Source organism: Deinococcus indicus (assembly GCF_002198095.1).
Taxonomy (GTDB): domain Bacteria; phylum Deinococcota; class Deinococci; order Deinococcales; family Deinococcaceae; genus Deinococcus; species Deinococcus caeni.
This window is the reverse complement of record NZ_NHMK01000018.1, coordinates 42,718-57,264: the sequence shown is the minus strand read 5'-3', so window position 1 is coordinate 57,264 and position 14,547 is coordinate 42,718. Positions and strand designations below refer to the sequence as shown.

Sequence of the window (14,547 nt, the reverse complement as noted above, 5' to 3'; positions counted from 1 at the left end):
CAGTCGGACGGCGTGACGGGCTTGGCAGGAATGAGTGACTGGGTCTGCGGCTGGACGGGAGCAACGTTGCCCAGGGCAGCTACCTGTCGCTGGATGGTGTCACGTTCGCTGGCGAGGCGTCCCTCTTCCTGGCGCTGTAAGGTTGCGGCGCGCAGCACGGGCGCGGCGGCCTGTCGCTGCGCAGTCTGCGGGCGGGCCGTGAAGCGTTGCAGCGTGTGCCGCTGCGCTTCCAGGTGTGCCGGGGCGGGCGGGTCCGGGGTATGGGTGCTGGCCTGCCGGGTAGCGGGTACTGGCCGCTGTGGTTTGCGCTGGTACTCCATCGCTCCTCCTGGGGTCACAGTAACCGGCAGGTCAGTTGACGTGGGGCGAAGTTGACCAACCGTTTCACTACGGCCAGTCTCAGGTCACGATCTCCCCCGCTTCCACCAGTCCCGAGGCGCGTTCCAGTGCGGTGTACGCGCCGTTCCGCTGTCGCAGGAGGTCCGGGGGGCCGTCCTCGACGATCTGGCCGCCGGACAGGACGATGACGCGGTCGGCGGTGCGGGCGAGGCTGAGGCGGTGCGTGACGATCAGGACGGTGCGGCCGCGCATGAGTTCCGTCAGGGCTGCGACGACCTGCGTTTCGCTCTCGGCGTCGACGGCGCTGGTGGGTTCGTCCAGCAGCAGCAGGGTGGGCCGGGCCAGCAGGGTGCGGGCGATGGAGAGGCGCTGGCGTTGCCCGCCGGAGAGTTTCACGCCGCGTTCCCCGACGACAGTGTTCAGTCCGTCCGGCAGGGCCTGGACGAAGGTGTGGGCGTGCGCGGCGCGCAGGGCGGCCTGGACCTCGGGTGCGGTGGCGTCAGGGCGGGCGTAGGTGACGTTGTTCAGCACCGTGTCGTGAAACAGGAAGGTGTCCTGCGCCATGCTGACCGCGCCGCGCCGCAGACTGGTCAGGGTCAGGTCGCGCACGTCATGCCCGTCGATGCGCACGGTTCCCTCCTGCGGGTCGAAGGTGCGGGTCACGAGGCCCAGCAGGGTGCTCTTGCCGGCGCCGCTCTCGCCGAGCAGGGCGACGCGCTGCCCGGCCGGGACGTGCAGCGTCACGCCGCGCAGGATCGGGCGGGCCGGGTCGTACCCGAAGGTGACGTTCTCGAAGTCGATCTGCCCGCGCACCGGCAGCGGCAGGGGCCGCGCGCCGGGACGGTCCTGCACGGGCACCGGCGCGTCCAGTACCTCGAACACGCGCCGCCCGCTCGCCTCGGCCCGCTGGAGCAGGTCACCGATGTTCACGAGGTCGTCGATGGGGCCGTAGAAGTACCGCCCGTACCCCCGGTACGCCAGCAGGCCGCCCAGCGTGAACTGCCCCGCCATGATCAGCCACGCGCCGCCGCCCAGCATGATCACGTTCCCGAAGTTCCCCACGAACCGCGCCAGCGGGAACGCGCGGTTGCGGATGGTGACGGCCTGCACGCCCACCCGGTACAGTTCCTCGCCCAGCGCGCCGATGCGGGCGGCCTCGGCATCCTCGCGCGCGAAACCCTGCACCACGCGGATGCCGCTCAGGCGGTCGGCGATCAGGGCGCTCAGGTCGCCCAGGCGGGAGCGCGCCGCGCGGTACGCGGGCCGCACGGTGCGGGCGTAACGGCGCAGCATCAGCGCCACCACGATCATCGGGATGGTCGTCGCCATGCCCAGCAGCGGCTGCAACGCAATGAAGATCCCGATCACGCCCACCAGCCGCAGGGCGTTCGCCAGCACGGCGTCCGTGCCGCGCACCAGCACGTCCTGCAGGGCGTCCACGTCGCCCGTCACGCGGGCCAGCAGGTCCCCGGTCCGCTGCGCCTCGAAGTACGCCGCCGACTGCCCCTGCAACTTCCCGTACAGCGTCAGGCGCAGGTCCCGCGTGAACGCCTGCCCCGCCCGCTCCAGCAGCAGCCCCCGCCACGCCGACAGCGCCTGCTGCGCCGCGAACACCCCCACCAGCACCGCCAGCTGCCCCCCGATGAACACCCAGTCCCGCTCCGGAATGCCCTGATCCACCACCCGGATCCACACCAGCGGCGGGTACAGTTCCGCCGCCCCGCCCAGGGTCAGCAGCAGCAGGCCCAGACCCACCGTGCGGCGGTACGGACCCAGCAGACCGTACAGGCGGCGCAGAACAGACGGGAAGGGGGCAGGCATGGGCCCGAGGCTACGCCACCCGCGCGCCCGCACCTGTGAGGAGTCCCGCCTTCCCCGTTCCATTTCCCGCGCCGTTCACCCCGTATCCTGCGCGGCATGACTGTGCCTGCCGACCGCCCTGATGAACGCATTCCGGTGATCGTGGTGGGTGGGTTTCTGGGGGCGGGGAAGACGACGCTGGTGAATCATCTGATCCGGTCGTTGCCGCACCGGCTGGGTGTGATCGTGAACGAGTTCGGCGCGCAGGGCGTGGACGGTTCACTCATCGAGCGGCTTCAGGACGACGTGACGGAACTGACGGCCGGGTGCCTGTGCTGCACGGGGCGGGATGATCTGCTGCGGGCGCTGGTGACGATCGCCATGCGCGAGCAGAAGCCGGACGCGGTGGTGGTGGAACTGTCGGGCGTGGCGGACCCGACGCCGGTCCTGACGACGCTGCTGGAACGGTCGGTGCGCGCGGCATTCCGCGTGACGACGCTGGTGGCGGTCGTGGACGCCCGGCACGCGCTTCAGACGTTGCGGGAGCATCCGGAGGCGGCGCGGCAACTGGCGTACGCGAACGTGGTCGTGCTGAACAAGACCGATCAGGCGGACCCGGCGCTGCTGGATCACGCGCAGGGCGTGCTGCGCGGCGTGAATCCGCTGGCGGACATCAAACGGGTGGAGCGGGGTCAGGTGGACGCGGACGCCCTGCTGGCCCGCGACGACTTCGATCCGCGCGTGCTGGACGGCGTGGATGCCCGCGCGGCGCACACGCCGGGCCTGAAGTCGTTCACGTTGCGCGCGGACCGGCCGCTGGACCCGTACCGCTGGCAGCGGTTCATGACCGATTTCCTGCTGTCCCGCCCGGCCGAGGTGCTGCGCGCCAAGGGGTTCCTGGACCTGTTCGGGTACCCGCAGCGCATCCTGTTCCAGGCGGTGCGGGACCTGTTCACGGCGGACGCCTGGGACGCCGGGGACGGCACGTCCGAACTGGTGGTGATCGGGCGTGGCCTGGACCGCGCGGAGTTCGAGGGGGCGTGGGAGGCGTGCTTGACGCCGGACCCGGCGGACCTGATCCCGGACTGACGCCGGGGCCGGGCATGAACGAACCTGAAGTCGTCTCGCACGCGCGGCGGGGTGGCGCGGGCCTACGGTGAGGGCCTCACAGGAGGTCTTTCATGCTGAACCCGCTCCGGTCCCGACCACCCGCCCACGTTCCGCCTGCCCACGTCCTGGAGGACGCCGTCAGTGACCACGACGCGCTGGAGGGCGTGGCCGACACGCTTCAGGCGCTGCTGCGCGGCGCGGAGGCGACCCTGCCGCCCGGCGTGACGGACGCCCTGCACGGCGAGTGGCTGGGGCATCCGCTGCACCCGATTCTGGTGCACCTGCCGCTGGGCGGGTGGATGATCGCGGCGGCGCTCGATCACCTGCCCGCGCGGTCGCCGGGCGCGAACGACGCGGCGGCGGACCGCGCGCTGCTGCTGGGCACGCTGGGCGCGGTGGGGACCATCGCGACCGGCTGGGCCGACTGGGCGAACACGCGCGGGCAGGCGCGGCGCACCGGCCTGATTCATGGGGCGCTGAACGAGGCGGCGTTCGTGCTGAACGTGGGGTCGCTGCTGGCGCGGCGGCGGGGGCGGCGCGGCCTGGGAAAGGCCCTGTCCGGGGCGGCGCTGGGCGTGGCGGTCGCGGGCGGGTTCCTGGGCGGCGAACTGGTGTACCGGCACGGGCTGGGGGTGGGCCGCACGCTGGCGCACCGGCAGGGCTGACCCGCCGGCGCGGGCGGGGGCGGTAGCATCCGGGCATGACGCTGCACCCGGACCTGCTGTTCCCCACCGCGCATGAACTCGACACGCTGACGCCCGAGGCGCTGGCGGGCCGCATGAACGCCCTTCAGGGCACGCTGGGCGCCCGGATCGGCATCGAGTTCCTTCAGGCGGGCCGTGAGCGGCTGGTGGCCCGGATGCCGGTCGAGGGGAACCGCCAGCCGGCCGGACGACTGCACGGCGGCGCGAACCTCGCCCTGGCCGAGGAACTGGCCAGCGTGGGGTCGTGGTTGAACCTGGACCCGACGCGGCAGGTGGCGGTCGGCGTGGACCTGAGCGGCACGCACGTGCGCGGTGTGACGGACGGCTGGGTGACGGGCGAGGCGACCCTGGCGTACCGGGGGCGCAGCATGATGGTCTGGACGGTCGAGATCCGCGACGAGCGGGGCCGCGTGACCAGTCTGGCGCGCTGCACCTGCAACGTCATCGCCACCGGCGCGTGAGGGAACGGCAGCCCGGTGGGCCGCTCAGGTTCCGTCAGTCGGGAGCGGGTATGCTGCGCGGCGTGAACGAACGGCAGTCCTTCCAGCGGTCCCTGCGCGGCGCGGCCCTGCTGCTGTGCCTGGGCGTGTCGGCGCAGGCGGTCACGTCGTACCGGGTGCAGCCGGGCGACACCCTGAGCGGCATCGCGGCGCGCGCCGGGGTGAGTGCCGCGCAGATCCGCGCGGTGAACGCCCGCCTGCGCGGCACGGATCAGGTGCAGGCCGGGTGGGTGCTGACCCTGCCGGACCGGACGCTGCCCGCCCGGACGCACACCGTGAAGAGCGGTGAGAACCTGTCCGTGATCGCCGCCCGCTACGGCCTGAGCCTGAACGCCCTGCTGCGCGCCAACCCCGCCTACCAGGGCGGGAAGGCCGTGTGGGTGGGGGCGCGCCTGACCATTCCCGCCCGCAACGCCGCCCCCTCCCCTGCCCCGGCGGCCTCCGGCACGGCGGCCCGCAGCGCCGCAACGGTCCGCGCGGCCAGCTCGTCCGGCCGGTCCGGCGGGTGGCTGTGGCCGGTCGCGGGCTACCACGGCGTCAGCAGCGGCTACGGCCCGCGCGTGCTGGACGGCGTGCGCGAGGACCACCTGGGCGTGGATATCGTCGCGCCGGTCGGCACCCCGGTCCGCGCCGCCCGTTCGGGCCGCGTGCTGGAATCCCGCCCGGACTTCGACCGGGGCTGGGGCTGGACGGTCGTGCTGGAACACCCGGACGGCTGGATCACCCGTTACGCGCACCTGAGCGCCAACCTCGTGAAGAAGGGCGAGCTGGTCGTGCGCGGCCAGCCGGTCGGGCGGGTCGGGAACACCGGGCGCAGCACCGGGCCGCACCTGCATTTCGGCACGTACCTGCGCTGGGACCCGCGCGATCCCCTGAGCCTGTACTGATGCCCGCCCAGGACCGCGTTCCGGCCGCCTGCGTCCACTATGCCGAGGGGAAGGGTGAGGCGGCCCGCGCCGCCCTGCACGCCTTTCTGGACGCGCTGGCCGGTCAGGCCGGGTTCCTGGGAGCCGAGCTGCTGCTCTCGGCCGCTCAGCCGGAGCTGACGCTGGTCGCCAGCCGCTGGGCGGGCGAGGCGCCGCCCCTGCCGGTGCCGGACGGCGTGCGCGCCTGGGTGTTTCAGGTGCAGGCCAGCCGCTGACCCTATTGGCTGTTACAGCTGCGGGACGTATCCGGCGAGGTCGCCGAGCAGGTCGCGGGCGGTCAGGTCGATGCGGACGGGCGTGACGCTGATCAGTCCGGCCTCGACGGCGCCGTAGTCGGTGTCGGGGTCGTGGGCGTCGGGGGCGGTGCTGGTGCCGGACACCCAGTGGTACTCGCGGCCTTCGGGGTCGTGGCGGGTGACGAGGCGGTCTTCCCAGCGGTGCTCGCCAACGCGGGTAACACGCACGCCTGAGGGTGTGCGGGCGGGGAAGTTGACGTTCAGCAGGGTGCGGGGGGGCAGGCCGCGCGTCAGGACTTCCTGGGCGAGGCGGGCGGCGTACGCGGCGCCGGGCGCGAAGTCGTACTCGCCGGCGGGCGTGGCGCGCTGGCTGAAGGCGATGGCAGGCACGCCGAGGCTCATGCCCTCGATGGCGGCGGCGACGGTGCCGGAGTGGGTCAGGTCGTCCCCGAGGTTCGGGCCGAGGTTGATGCCGCTGACCACGAGGTCCGGCTGACCGGTCAGGTGGACGCCCAGCACGACGCAGTCGGCGGGCGTGCCGTCCACGCGGTAGGCGGGAATGTCGCCGAAGCCGGCGCTGGCGGTGTGCTTGAAGCGCAGGGGCCGGCGGATGGTGATGCCGTGCCCGACGGCGCTCTGTTCGACGTCGGGGGCGCTGACGATCACGTCCGCGAAGGTGCTCATGGCCTGGGCGAGGGCCTTGATGCCGGGGCTGAAGATGCCGTCGTCGTTCGCCACGAGGATGCGCGGGCGGGGGGCAGGGTTGCTCATGGGGGGCAGCGTAGCGCGTGGCCGGTCATGGGTTCGCCCGGCCGGCGTATGGTGAAGCATGAAGGGGACGGGGCGAGGCTGCGCGTGTCGTTGACGCTACCGGCAGGGCTGATCACTGGACGGCTGGGCGCGGCCCTGCTCGTTCGGGCGCTGCCGGGTGCCGGTGTGGCCCAGGGCGGCCCGCTCCTGCCGCACGCGGAGGTCGCCCGCCCACGTTCCGAGGGGCCTCTGAAGGTTCAGTGGCTGGCCTGTCAGGCGGCGGGGCAGCCGGAGTTACGGGCGTCCCTGACCTTGCAGGGCAGCGGGCCGCTGTACTACCGCGTGGTGAACCTCGACACGAACGACGCCGCGCACACGCTGTTGCAGGCCGGTCAGAACGCCCCGCAGGTGCGCGGCCTGTTCGCCCGCTACGTCACGCAGGGGCAGCTGCTGGGGCGGGTCACGCTGGCGGGCCTGCTGGGCACCTGGAAGCTGTTCGGCCTGAAGTTCGACTGGCAGGGGGCCACGTACCGCTGCCAGATGGGTGATGGGTGATGGGTGATGGGTGATGGGTGATGGGTGATGGGTGATGGGTGATGGGTGATGGGTGATGGGCGGCCCTGTAACCGACAGGGCCGCCCATTCAGGTCGCCGGGGTTACTTGCCCTGCTGCGCGAGTTTCAGGTAGTAGGCGCTGCTCCTGTCGGTCGGGTCGAGGGTCACGGCCTGCGTGTAGGCCTCGGCGGCGCCCGCGTAGTTCTTAGCTTCGTAGCGTACGCGGCCCAGCCACGCCCAGGCCTTGGCGTAGCGGGGGTTCTGCTGAGTGGCGGCCAGGAATCCGGTTTCGGCGGCGGCGCGGTCACCGGCCGTGTACTTCTGGTACGCGGCGCGGTGGGTCTGCACGGCGTTCAGGCCGTACTGCTGCGCCTCGGTGGCCAGCGCGAGGTTGAATTTGTCGGCGGCGGTGGGGCTGGGCAGGGCGTTCAGGGCCGTGTAGGCGTCCAGTGCGGCCTGCGTGTTCCCGAGTTCCAGGGCGAGGCGGCCTGCTTCGCGTTGCGCCTCTGTGAAGTTGGGGGCGCTGCGGGCGGCTTCCTGGAATCCGGCGAGGGCCTGGGTCTTGCGGCCGGCGTCCAGGTCGCCGTAGGCGCGGCTGAAGGCGCGGGTGGCGGCGGGGCCGTAGCGGCCGGCGCTCTGCGCGAGGCCCTGGAAGTACGTTAGCGTCTTGTCGGCGGGGTTCAGGGTGAGGGCGCGGGCGTACAGCGTCTGCGCCTGGGTGTAGTTTCCGGCTTCCAGGGCGGTGCGGGCGGCCCAGGTGGCACAGGGGACGCTGTTCGGGTCGAGTTGCAGGCAGGCCGCGAAGAAGGTGGCGGCCTGGTCGGGCATGTTGCGGGTGTACGCGGCGTACCCGAGGTTGTACTGCACGGCGGCTGCCTGCTGCGATTCGGGCGTTCCGGCGGCGGGGGCGGCGCGGAAGTAGGCGTTCCAGGCGAGTTCCGCCTGCCGCCAGAAGCCGACTTCGGTGTAGATCTGCGCGCGGAGTTTCAGGTAGTCGGGGTTGCCGGGCGCGGCGCTGACGGCGGTTTCGGCGGCGGCGGCGGCCTGTTTCCAGAGGGTCTGGTCGATGTTGGCGCTGCCCTTGGGGTAGGCGCTGCGGGCCTTGAGGATCAGGTCGCGGGCCTCGGCGGCGGCCTGCGCGGCGCCCTGGGTCTGCGTGAGCAGGCTGGTGGGGGCGGGCGTGGTGGCCGGAGCGGCGGGGGCGGTCTGGGCCGGTGTGGTCTGGGCGCTGGCATGGCCCAGCAGGGCGGCGGTCAGGGTCAGGATCAGGGTGGGGCGGGTAGGGGTCATGCGTCTCCTTGGGGCGGCGTGCGCCGGGTGAGCGGGAAGGGGCGGACTCTCAACTGACTGGTGGTCATTTTAATCACGCTTACCTGACGCTCAGGGGCGAACTTGCGTGAGGGGCCGTTCATGCTCCCGCCATCCGTCCGGCACGCCGGGGACCGCCGGGCGCGGGGAGACAAGGCTGGACTGGGATCAGCGGCAGGGTCGTGGGGGCGCCCGTCTGGTAAAACAGAGCATTGTGACGGACCTCGATTCTCCCCGCGTGTACCCGCTGCGCCTGTACGGCGACCCGGTGCTGCGCCGCAAAGCCAAGCCCCTGCAGGCCACCGACACGCTGACCGTGCCGGGCTTCGATCCGCAGACCGTGCGGCAGGTGGCGAACAGCATGCTCGAAACGATGTTCGAGGCGCGTGGCGTCGGACTGGCCGCCCCGCAGATCGGGCTGCCCGTGCGGATGTTCGTGGCCGTCGAGTACGAGGACGACGAGGAAGAGAACGAGGGCGGCGACGACAACCTGCGCTCGCGGGTGCTGCGTGAATTCGTGATGCTCAACCCGGTCCTGAAGGTCATCAACAAGAAAAAGGACCGCTCGTACCAGGAGGGCTGCCTCAGCATTCCCGGCATCTACGAGGAGGGCGTGCCGCGCGCCCGCGCCGTGCAGGTGTCCTACACCGACCTGGACGGTATGAGCCGCGTGGTCGAGGCGGACGATTACCTCGCGCGGGTGTTCCAGCACGAGGCCGATCACCTGGACGGCGTGCTGTTCCTGGACCGCCTGCCGGCCGAGGTGACCGAGGATTACCGCAAGGAGCTGCTGGCCATCGGGCAGAAGTCCCGCACGTTCCTGAACGACCTGGCCGCGCACGAGCAGCGCCGCCGCGCCGAGCGCGCATGACCGGCCGCCCGCCGCGCGTGGCGTTCTTCGGGTCACCCGCCTTCGCCCTGCCGGTGCTGGACGCGATCCGCGAGCGCTTCGAGGTCGTGCTGGTCGTGGCGCAGCCGGACAAGCCGGTGGGGCGCGGCCTGAAACTCACGCCGCCGCCCGTCGCGGCCCGCGCGGCCGAACTGGGCCTGCCGCTCGCGCAGCCCAAGAAGCTGCGCCGCAACCCGGACTTCGAGGCGACCCTGCGCGACTCCGGCGCGGACGTGGCCGTCACCTGCGCGTACGGGAAGATCCTGCCCCTCAGCGTGCTGGAGGTTCCCCGCTACGGGTTCCTGAACACGCACACCAGCCTGCTGCCCGCGTACCGGGGCTCCGCGCCGATCCAGTGGGCGCTGATCAACGGCGAGGCGGTAACGGGCACCACGATCATGCAGACCGACGAGGGCATGGACACCGGCCCGGTCCTGCTTCAGGAGGCGCTGCCGGTCGCGCCCGAGTGGACCAGCCTCGAATTGGCGGACGCCCTGAGTGCCCAGGCGGCCCGGCTGATCGTGCAGGCACTGTCCGACCTGGACGGCCTGCAGCCCACCCCACAGGACGAGGCGCAGGCCACGCACGCGCCCATGCTGGTCAAGGAGGACGGCTTCGTCCGCTGGACCGACACGGCCACGCAGGTCGTGAACCGCCACCGGGGCGTGGCCGCGTGGCCGCAGACGACCGCGTTCCTGGGCGGCGCGCGCCTGAAACTCGGCGGCCTGAGCGTCACGGCCGGGTCCGGTCAGCCCGGCGAGGTGCTGGGCGTCACCGAGGGCGGCCTGACCGTCGCCGCACAGACGGGCGCCGTGCTGATCCGCACCGTGCAGCCCGAGGCCCGCAAGGCCCAGCCCGCCCACACCTGGGCGCAGGGCGCGGGCGTGACGCGCGGCACCCGCCTGGACCTGTGGGAACCCGCCGCCCCCTGATCCCGTAGGGGACAGCGTGAAGCTCACCTTTCCCCTGACGCTGGAATTCAAGTTCAGTCTGTTCACCGAACTGCGCGTCACGGACGCGAGCGGCACCCTCGTCGCGATGGTGAAGGAAAAGACCTTCAGCGTCCGTGACGAGGTCCGCGTGTACCGCGACGAGGGCCGCCGCGAGCAGACGCACGCCATGAAAGCCCAGGGGTTCCTCGCCGGCGCCCTCGACTGGAAGGCCCGCCGCCTCATCAGCCGCGCGGACGGCAGCCCCGTCGGCGCGCTCCAGGCACAGGGCCTGCGGACCCTGTGGGGAGCCAGTTACGACCTGCTCGGCCCAGACGACGGACCGCGCTTCACCATCCGCGACGACCAGCCCTGGCTCAGCGTCGTCGAGGGCGCCATCGGCGCCGTGCCGTTCATCGGGGACCTGATCGCCATGGGCTTCGACTACCTCGTGAACCCCACCTACACCGTCACCGACGCGGGCGGGCAGGCGGCGTACCGCGTGCACAAGAAACGCAGCTTCCTGTCGCGCCGCTTCACCGTGCAGGAACTCCAACCCCAGTCCGGTCAGGACGACGAACTGGTCCTGCTGGGCCTGATCCAGCTGATCCTGCGCGAACGCGAACGCGGGTAAGCGCCCAGAAGAGCATCCCTGACCTGTCCGCCCCAGCGGCTTTCCTGCCGCCGGGTTACGCCGTCTTCAGCGCGGCTGGACGCCCGTGGCGTGCAGGATGGCGTCCACGGTCTCCTCCACCGTCAACCGGGTGGAGTCGATGACGTGCCAGCCCACCTTCGGATGGCGTTCCAGTTCATCGTCCACGAACGCGATCGCCTGCTCCAGCAGGGGGCGGAAACTGTCCCCGTCCGTCCCCCGCGCCGCCAGCCGTTCGAGCACCGCCGCCCGCTGGGGGCGCAGCAGGACGCAGTGCAGGCCCGGCCCGAGTAGGCGCTGGTAGTCCGCTTCTGGCTGCTCCCCGAACCAGAAGTCATCGAGCGCGGCGACGAACCCGGCACGCGTGTACGTGCGGGCCATCAGCGCGGCGGCCTCGTGCGCCAGCGCCAGCTGGGCGAGCAGTTCGTCGCTGATTTCGAAGCTCATGTCCACCAGCCCGGACGTCACCATGTGCCGCACGTCATCCACCGGGATGTGCACGCCCCGCGGAAAGCGGCGCATCAGTGCCCGGGCCACCGTGCTCTTCCCGGCTGCCGGTGGCCCCATGATCAGGAAGGCGTCGCTCATGAGGTGAGCCTCACCCCTTCCAGGCGGGCACCCCATCCCCGTACTGCGCGTGGGCGTCGCAGCGGGAGCGCAGCACGCACGCGCCGCAATTCGGGTCGTGCCACGAGCACACCCGCTGGCCGTGCCGGAGCAGGTTCACGTGCAGTTCGTACAGGAACGCCGGGTCGGGCGGCAGGAGCTTCAGGAGGGCGCGGTGCGCGGCCTGTTCGCCCATCTTCGGGATGGCGCCCACGCGGGTCGTGACGCGGTGGACGTGCGTGTCCACCGGGAAGACCGGCCGGGCGAAATTGAACAGCAGCACCAGACTGGCGGTCTTGATGCCCACGCCGGGCAGGTCCGTCAGGACCTTCAGGGCGTCCTTGACGGGCAGGTCGCGCAGGAAGTTCAGGTCGTACCCGCCGGGCGAGTCGCGCAGCGCGGCCAGGGTCGCCTGAATGCGCGGGGCCTTGCTCTCGGGGTAGTTGCTGCGGCGGATGGCGTGTGCCACGGCGTCCACCGGCGCGGCGATGATGGCGTCCCAGTCGCCCAGCGTCCGCAGCTCCCGGTACGCGGCTTCCTCGTCGGCGTGCGTGGTGCGCTGCGAGAGGATGGTGCTGATCAGCTCGTGCAGCGGCTCGCGGCGGGGCTTCAGGGGTCGCTCGCCGTACTCGGGCCGCAGGGTGTCCTTGATCCACACGAGCAGCGCGAGCCGCTCGTCGTCCGGGCGGGCCACGTTCAGGGGTGCTTCAGTCGTCACAACCTCAGGACTGGCTGGGGGCGCTGCCTTCCACCTCGTCCCGGCCTCCCTCGGCGGGTTCGGGTTTCGCGGCGGGGTCAATGTTCGGGTCCTTCCCTTTGGCCGCGTCGGGAATGGCGCGGCTCTGACCCTCGGCGGGGCTGGTGTTGGCGGGGTCGTAGCCGGTCTTCTGCTCGTCGCTCATGCCCTCAGCTTGCGCGTGCGGGGGCGGGGTTGGATGGCGCGCACATCAGGACGCCTTAACGCAGCCCCCGCCCACCGGCACCCGAAACAAAAAACCCGCCCTGCGGGGCGGCTTCGGAGGTGTACCTTGATTTCTTCAATGTAGCGCGGAATGCACGGGATGTCAATCCTATGCGGGGCTTTCGAAAATTGCCCTCCAGCAAGGCTTTTTTCAGGCAGGCGCAGGGAAGGGTCATGCAGTCGAGGGAGAGGCCCGCACCCGCTGGTCCCCTCCCCCACCCGCAGCCGGGTTCAGCTGTGCGTCATGTCGAGCGGCACGACCCACTCGTCGAACTCGGCGTCCGTGACGTAACCCAGGCTCAGGGCCGCTTCCTTCAGGCTGCTGCCTTCCTTGTGGGCTTTCTTGGCGATCGCGGCGGCCTTGTCGTACCCGATGTGCTTGTTCAGCGCCGTGACCTGCATCAGGTTGATCGAGAGGTTGTGCTCGATCTTCTCGTAGGCAGGCTCGATACCGACCGCGCAGTTGTCGTTGAACGCGAGGCAGGCGTCACTGATCAGACGGATGCTTTCCAGCACGGCGTGCACCATCACGGGCTTGAACACGTTCAGCTGGAAGTTGCCCTGACTGCCCGCAAAGGCCACGGTGGCGTCGTTGCCGAACACGCGCGTGGCGACCATGGTCATCGCCTCGGACTGGGTGGGGTTCACCTTGCCGGGCATGATGGAGCTGCCCGGCTCGTTCTCGGGAATGACGATCTCGCCGATGCCGTTGCGGGGGCCGCTCGCCAGCCAGCGCACGTCGTTCGCCATCTTCATCAGCGCGCCCGCCAGGGTCCGCAGGGCCGCCGACGTCTGCACCAGCGCGTCGTGCGCGCTCAGGGCCGCGAACTTGTTCTCCGCGCTGCGGAACGCGAAGCCCGTCTCCTCGGCGTACTTCTGCGCGGCCAGATCACCGAACTGCGGGTGCGCGTTCAGTCCGGTCCCCACCGCCGTCCCGCCGATCGCCAGTTCCAGCAGACCCTCGCCCGCGTGCCGCACCTGCTCAAGCGCGTAATCCAGCTGCGCGACCCAGCCGCCGATCTCCTGCCCCAGCGTGATGGGCGTGGCGTCCTGAAGGTGCGTGCGACCCACCTTCACCAGCCCCGCGTGCTCCTGCGCCTTGGCGTGCAGCGTGTCGCGCAACTTGCCCACACTGCCGTACAGCCGCTCGTTCAGTTCCAGCACCACCGCGATGTGCATGGCGGTCGGGAAGGTGTCGTTGCTGCTCTGACCCCGGTTCACGTGATCGTTCGGGTGCACGGGCTTCTTGCTGCCCATCTCGCCGCCCGCGATCTCGATGGCGCGGTTGCTGATCACCTCGTTCGAGTTCATGTTGCTCTGCGTGCCCGACCCCGTCTGGAACACCACCAGCGGGAAGTGATCGTCCAGTTTCCCGGCGATCACCTCGTCCGCCGCCTGCACGATCAGGTCCGCCACGTCGCGCGGCAGTTCACCCAGTTCCGCGTTCGCCTGCGCCGCCCCCTTCTTCAGGATGCCCAGCGCCCGGATCACCGGACGGCCCCATACGAACGTGTCCCGCCCGATCGGGAAGTTGTGAATGCTGCGCTCCGTCTGCGCGCCCCAGTAACGGCTGGCGTCCACGTCCAGGGTGCCCATCGTGTCCGACTCTTTACGAATGTTGGTCATAGCACCTGAGTCTAAAGGCCCAGCCCCGACCGGAGGCCTGTCACGAACCGGGGAACGCGACACCCGACCCGCTGCGGCAACCCCGCACGCACCTGACCGCCCGCACAGGTACGCTGGAGCGGTCCGCCCGCATCCTCATCCCCGTCCCCCCGGAGGTCCGCATGAACGCCCGCATCATCCTCAGCACCCTGCTGCTCACCCTGCCCCTCGCCCCCACCGCCCAGGCGCAGACCGACACCGCCGCCAGAAAAGCCATCCAGACCGAACTGAAAAAAAGCACCACCTTCTACCTCGGCAAGGGCTACAAGACCGTCAACGCCGACATGCTCGACATCAACTTCCTCGACGAGGGCGACAGCGACACCGAACTCGTGTACACCCTGACCAGCGGCCGCGAGTACCTGATCTACGGCGTCTGCGACGAGGACTGCAGCGACCTCGACATCAACGTCTACGACGCCAAGGGCAACCTGATCGCCACCGACGAGGAAGAAGACGACGTTCCCGCCGTCAGCGTGAAAGTCACCAAGACCGCCGACTACACCGTCGAAGTCGTCATGGCCGCCTGCGACAACGACCCCTGCTACTACGCCGTCGACGTCCTCCAGAAGAAATAAACCCAGCCACGCGCAGCGGCACTCCGGTTTGACAGTTCA

18 protein-coding genes are annotated in these 14,547 nt (G+C 70.9%); 10 read left to right on the top strand and 8 right to left on the bottom strand.

Features of this window, described 5'->3' with window-relative positions; all coding sequences use genetic code 11:
• The coding region (locus CBQ26_RS21355; RefSeq protein WP_216360362.1) for a hypothetical protein at positions 1-320 on the bottom strand (320 nt) is incomplete at its 3' end.
• Positions 321-399: 79 nt separating this feature from the next.
• Positions 400-2,160, bottom strand: coding sequence for an ABC transporter ATP-binding protein (locus CBQ26_RS12730; protein ID WP_088249004.1), 1,761 nt, complete (start codon positions 2,158-2,160; stop codon positions 400-402).
• 96 nt (positions 2,161-2,256) lie between these two features.
• Here CBQ26_RS12730 and CBQ26_RS12725 point away from each other — a divergent pair, with 96 nt between their 5' ends.
• The 5 genes from CBQ26_RS12725 (at position 2,257) to CBQ26_RS12705 (ending at position 5,594) form a co-directional block, all read left to right on the top strand.
• Positions 2,257-3,228, top strand: coding sequence for a CobW family GTP-binding protein (locus CBQ26_RS12725; protein WP_088249003.1), 972 nt, complete (start codon positions 2,257-2,259; stop codon positions 3,226-3,228).
• A gap of 92 nt (positions 3,229-3,320) precedes the next feature.
• Positions 3,321-3,914 (top strand): DUF2231 domain-containing protein, encoded by a 594-nt coding sequence (locus CBQ26_RS12720; protein WP_088249002.1) that lies wholly within the window; start codon positions 3,321-3,323, stop codon positions 3,912-3,914.
• 35 nt (positions 3,915-3,949) lie between these two features.
• Positions 3,950-4,414: a PaaI family thioesterase gene (locus tag CBQ26_RS12715; RefSeq protein ID WP_088249001.1), complete on the top strand. Its 465-nt coding sequence runs from the start codon at positions 3,950-3,952 to the stop codon at positions 4,412-4,414.
• Between the two features lie 62 nt (positions 4,415-4,476).
• Positions 4,477-5,340 (top strand): LysM peptidoglycan-binding domain-containing M23 family metallopeptidase, encoded by an 864-nt coding sequence (locus CBQ26_RS12710; RefSeq protein WP_229844373.1) that lies wholly within the window; start codon positions 4,477-4,479, stop codon positions 5,338-5,340.
• On the top strand, positions 5,340-5,594 hold the full coding sequence (locus CBQ26_RS12705) for an antibiotic biosynthesis monooxygenase (protein ID WP_088248999.1): 255 nt from the start codon (positions 5,340-5,342) through the stop codon (positions 5,592-5,594). Before CBQ26_RS12710 ends, CBQ26_RS12705 begins: the two co-directional genes overlap by 1 nt.
• Positions 5,595-5,606: 12 nt before the next feature.
• On the opposite strand, the gene surE is transcribed toward CBQ26_RS12705, so the two are convergent.
• Positions 5,607-6,386: a 5'/3'-nucleotidase SurE gene (gene surE, locus CBQ26_RS12700; protein WP_088248998.1), complete on the bottom strand. Its 780-nt coding sequence runs from the start codon at positions 6,384-6,386 to the stop codon at positions 5,607-5,609.
• Positions 6,387-6,470: 84 nt separating this feature from the next.
• Between surE and CBQ26_RS12695 the strand changes: the two genes are divergently transcribed.
• Positions 6,471-6,920, top strand: a complete 450-nt coding sequence (locus tag CBQ26_RS12695; RefSeq protein WP_088248997.1) for a hypothetical protein — start codon at positions 6,471-6,473, stop codon at positions 6,918-6,920.
• 102 nt (positions 6,921-7,022) lie between these two features.
• Here CBQ26_RS12695 and CBQ26_RS12690 read toward each other — a convergent pair whose 3' ends face one another.
• Entirely contained in the window at positions 7,023-8,210 is a 1,188-nt protein-coding gene (locus CBQ26_RS12690) for a tetratricopeptide repeat protein (protein ID WP_088248996.1), read from the bottom strand.
• Between the two features lie 232 nt (positions 8,211-8,442).
• Between CBQ26_RS12690 and def the strand changes: the two genes are divergently transcribed.
• From def to CBQ26_RS12675, 3 genes are read left to right on the top strand one after another with little or no spacing between them, the layout of a single operon-like run.
• Complete coding sequence (def, locus tag CBQ26_RS12685; protein ID WP_172418069.1) at positions 8,443-9,099, top strand: peptide deformylase; 657 nt, start codon at positions 8,443-8,445, stop codon at positions 9,097-9,099.
• Positions 9,096-10,049 carry a methionyl-tRNA formyltransferase gene (gene fmt / locus CBQ26_RS12680; RefSeq protein WP_088248995.1) on the top strand — a complete coding sequence of 318 codons (954 nt, stop codon included), beginning with the start codon at positions 9,096-9,098 and terminating at the stop codon, positions 10,047-10,049. Before def ends, fmt begins: the two co-directional genes overlap by 4 nt.
• 16 nt (positions 10,050-10,065) lie before the next feature.
• A complete protein-coding gene (locus CBQ26_RS12675; protein WP_172418068.1) occupies positions 10,066-10,680 on the top strand; it encodes an LURP-one-related/scramblase family protein in 615 nt (204 codons plus the stop codon).
• A gap of 66 nt (positions 10,681-10,746) precedes the next feature.
• Here the strand turns inward: CBQ26_RS12675 and CBQ26_RS12670 are convergent, their stop codons facing one another.
• The 4 genes from CBQ26_RS12670 to fumC all read right to left on the bottom strand — a co-directional run bounded on the left by CBQ26_RS12670 (position 10,747) and on the right by fumC (position 13,891).
• Positions 10,747-11,286 (bottom strand): AAA family ATPase, encoded by a 540-nt coding sequence (locus tag CBQ26_RS12670; protein ID WP_172418067.1) that lies wholly within the window; start codon positions 11,284-11,286, stop codon positions 10,747-10,749.
• Positions 11,287-11,296: 10 nt separating this feature from the next.
• Entirely contained in the window at positions 11,297-12,022 is a 726-nt protein-coding gene (locus CBQ26_RS12665) for a monofunctional DNA glycosylase (RefSeq protein WP_229844372.1), read from the bottom strand.
• Between the two features lie 4 nt (positions 12,023-12,026).
• Complete coding sequence (locus tag CBQ26_RS12660) at positions 12,027-12,206, bottom strand: hypothetical protein (RefSeq protein WP_088248993.1); 180 nt, start codon at positions 12,204-12,206, stop codon at positions 12,027-12,029.
• 290 nt (positions 12,207-12,496) lie between these two features.
• Entirely contained in the window at positions 12,497-13,891 is a 1,395-nt protein-coding gene (fumC, locus tag CBQ26_RS12655) for a class II fumarate hydratase (RefSeq protein WP_088248992.1), read from the bottom strand.
• 161 nt (positions 13,892-14,052) lie between these two features.
• On the opposite strand from fumC, the gene CBQ26_RS12650 reads away from it, so the two are divergent.
• A complete protein-coding gene (locus tag CBQ26_RS12650; RefSeq protein WP_088248991.1) occupies positions 14,053-14,508 on the top strand; it encodes a hypothetical protein in 456 nt (151 codons plus the stop codon).
• The last annotated feature ends 39 nt before the right edge of the window (positions 14,509-14,547 follow it).

Coding starts and splice junctions, on each gene's coding strand:
- CBQ26_RS12730 (WP_088249004.1), bottom strand. CDS start 2,160: ATGCCTGCCCCCTTCCCGTCTGTTCTGCGCCGCCTGTACGGTCTGCTG.
- CBQ26_RS12725 (WP_088249003.1), top strand. CDS start 2,257: ATGACTGTGCCTGCCGACCGCCCTGATGAACGCATTCCGGTGATCGTG.
- CBQ26_RS12720 (WP_088249002.1), top strand. CDS start 3,321: ATGCTGAACCCGCTCCGGTCCCGACCACCCGCCCACGTTCCGCCTGCC.
- CBQ26_RS12715 (WP_088249001.1), top strand. CDS start 3,950: ATGACGCTGCACCCGGACCTGCTGTTCCCCACCGCGCATGAACTCGAC.
- CBQ26_RS12705 (WP_088248999.1), top strand. CDS start 5,340: ATGCCCGCCCAGGACCGCGTTCCGGCCGCCTGCGTCCACTATGCCGAG.
- surE (WP_088248998.1), bottom strand. CDS start 6,386: ATGAGCAACCCTGCCCCCCGCCCGCGCATCCTCGTGGCGAACGACGAC.
- CBQ26_RS12690 (WP_088248996.1), bottom strand. CDS start 8,210: ATGACCCCTACCCGCCCCACCCTGATCCTGACCCTGACCGCCGCCCTG.
- fmt (WP_088248995.1), top strand. CDS start 9,096: ATGACCGGCCGCCCGCCGCGCGTGGCGTTCTTCGGGTCACCCGCCTTC.
- CBQ26_RS12670 (WP_172418067.1), bottom strand. CDS start 11,286: ATGAGCGACGCCTTCCTGATCATGGGGCCACCGGCAGCCGGGAAGAGC.
- CBQ26_RS12660 (WP_088248993.1), bottom strand. CDS start 12,206: ATGAGCGACGAGCAGAAGACCGGCTACGACCCCGCCAACACCAGCCCC.
- fumC (WP_088248992.1), bottom strand. CDS start 13,891: ATGACCAACATTCGTAAAGAGTCGGACACGATGGGCACCCTGGACGTG.
- CBQ26_RS12650 (WP_088248991.1), top strand. CDS start 14,053: ATGAACGCCCGCATCATCCTCAGCACCCTGCTGCTCACCCTGCCCCTC.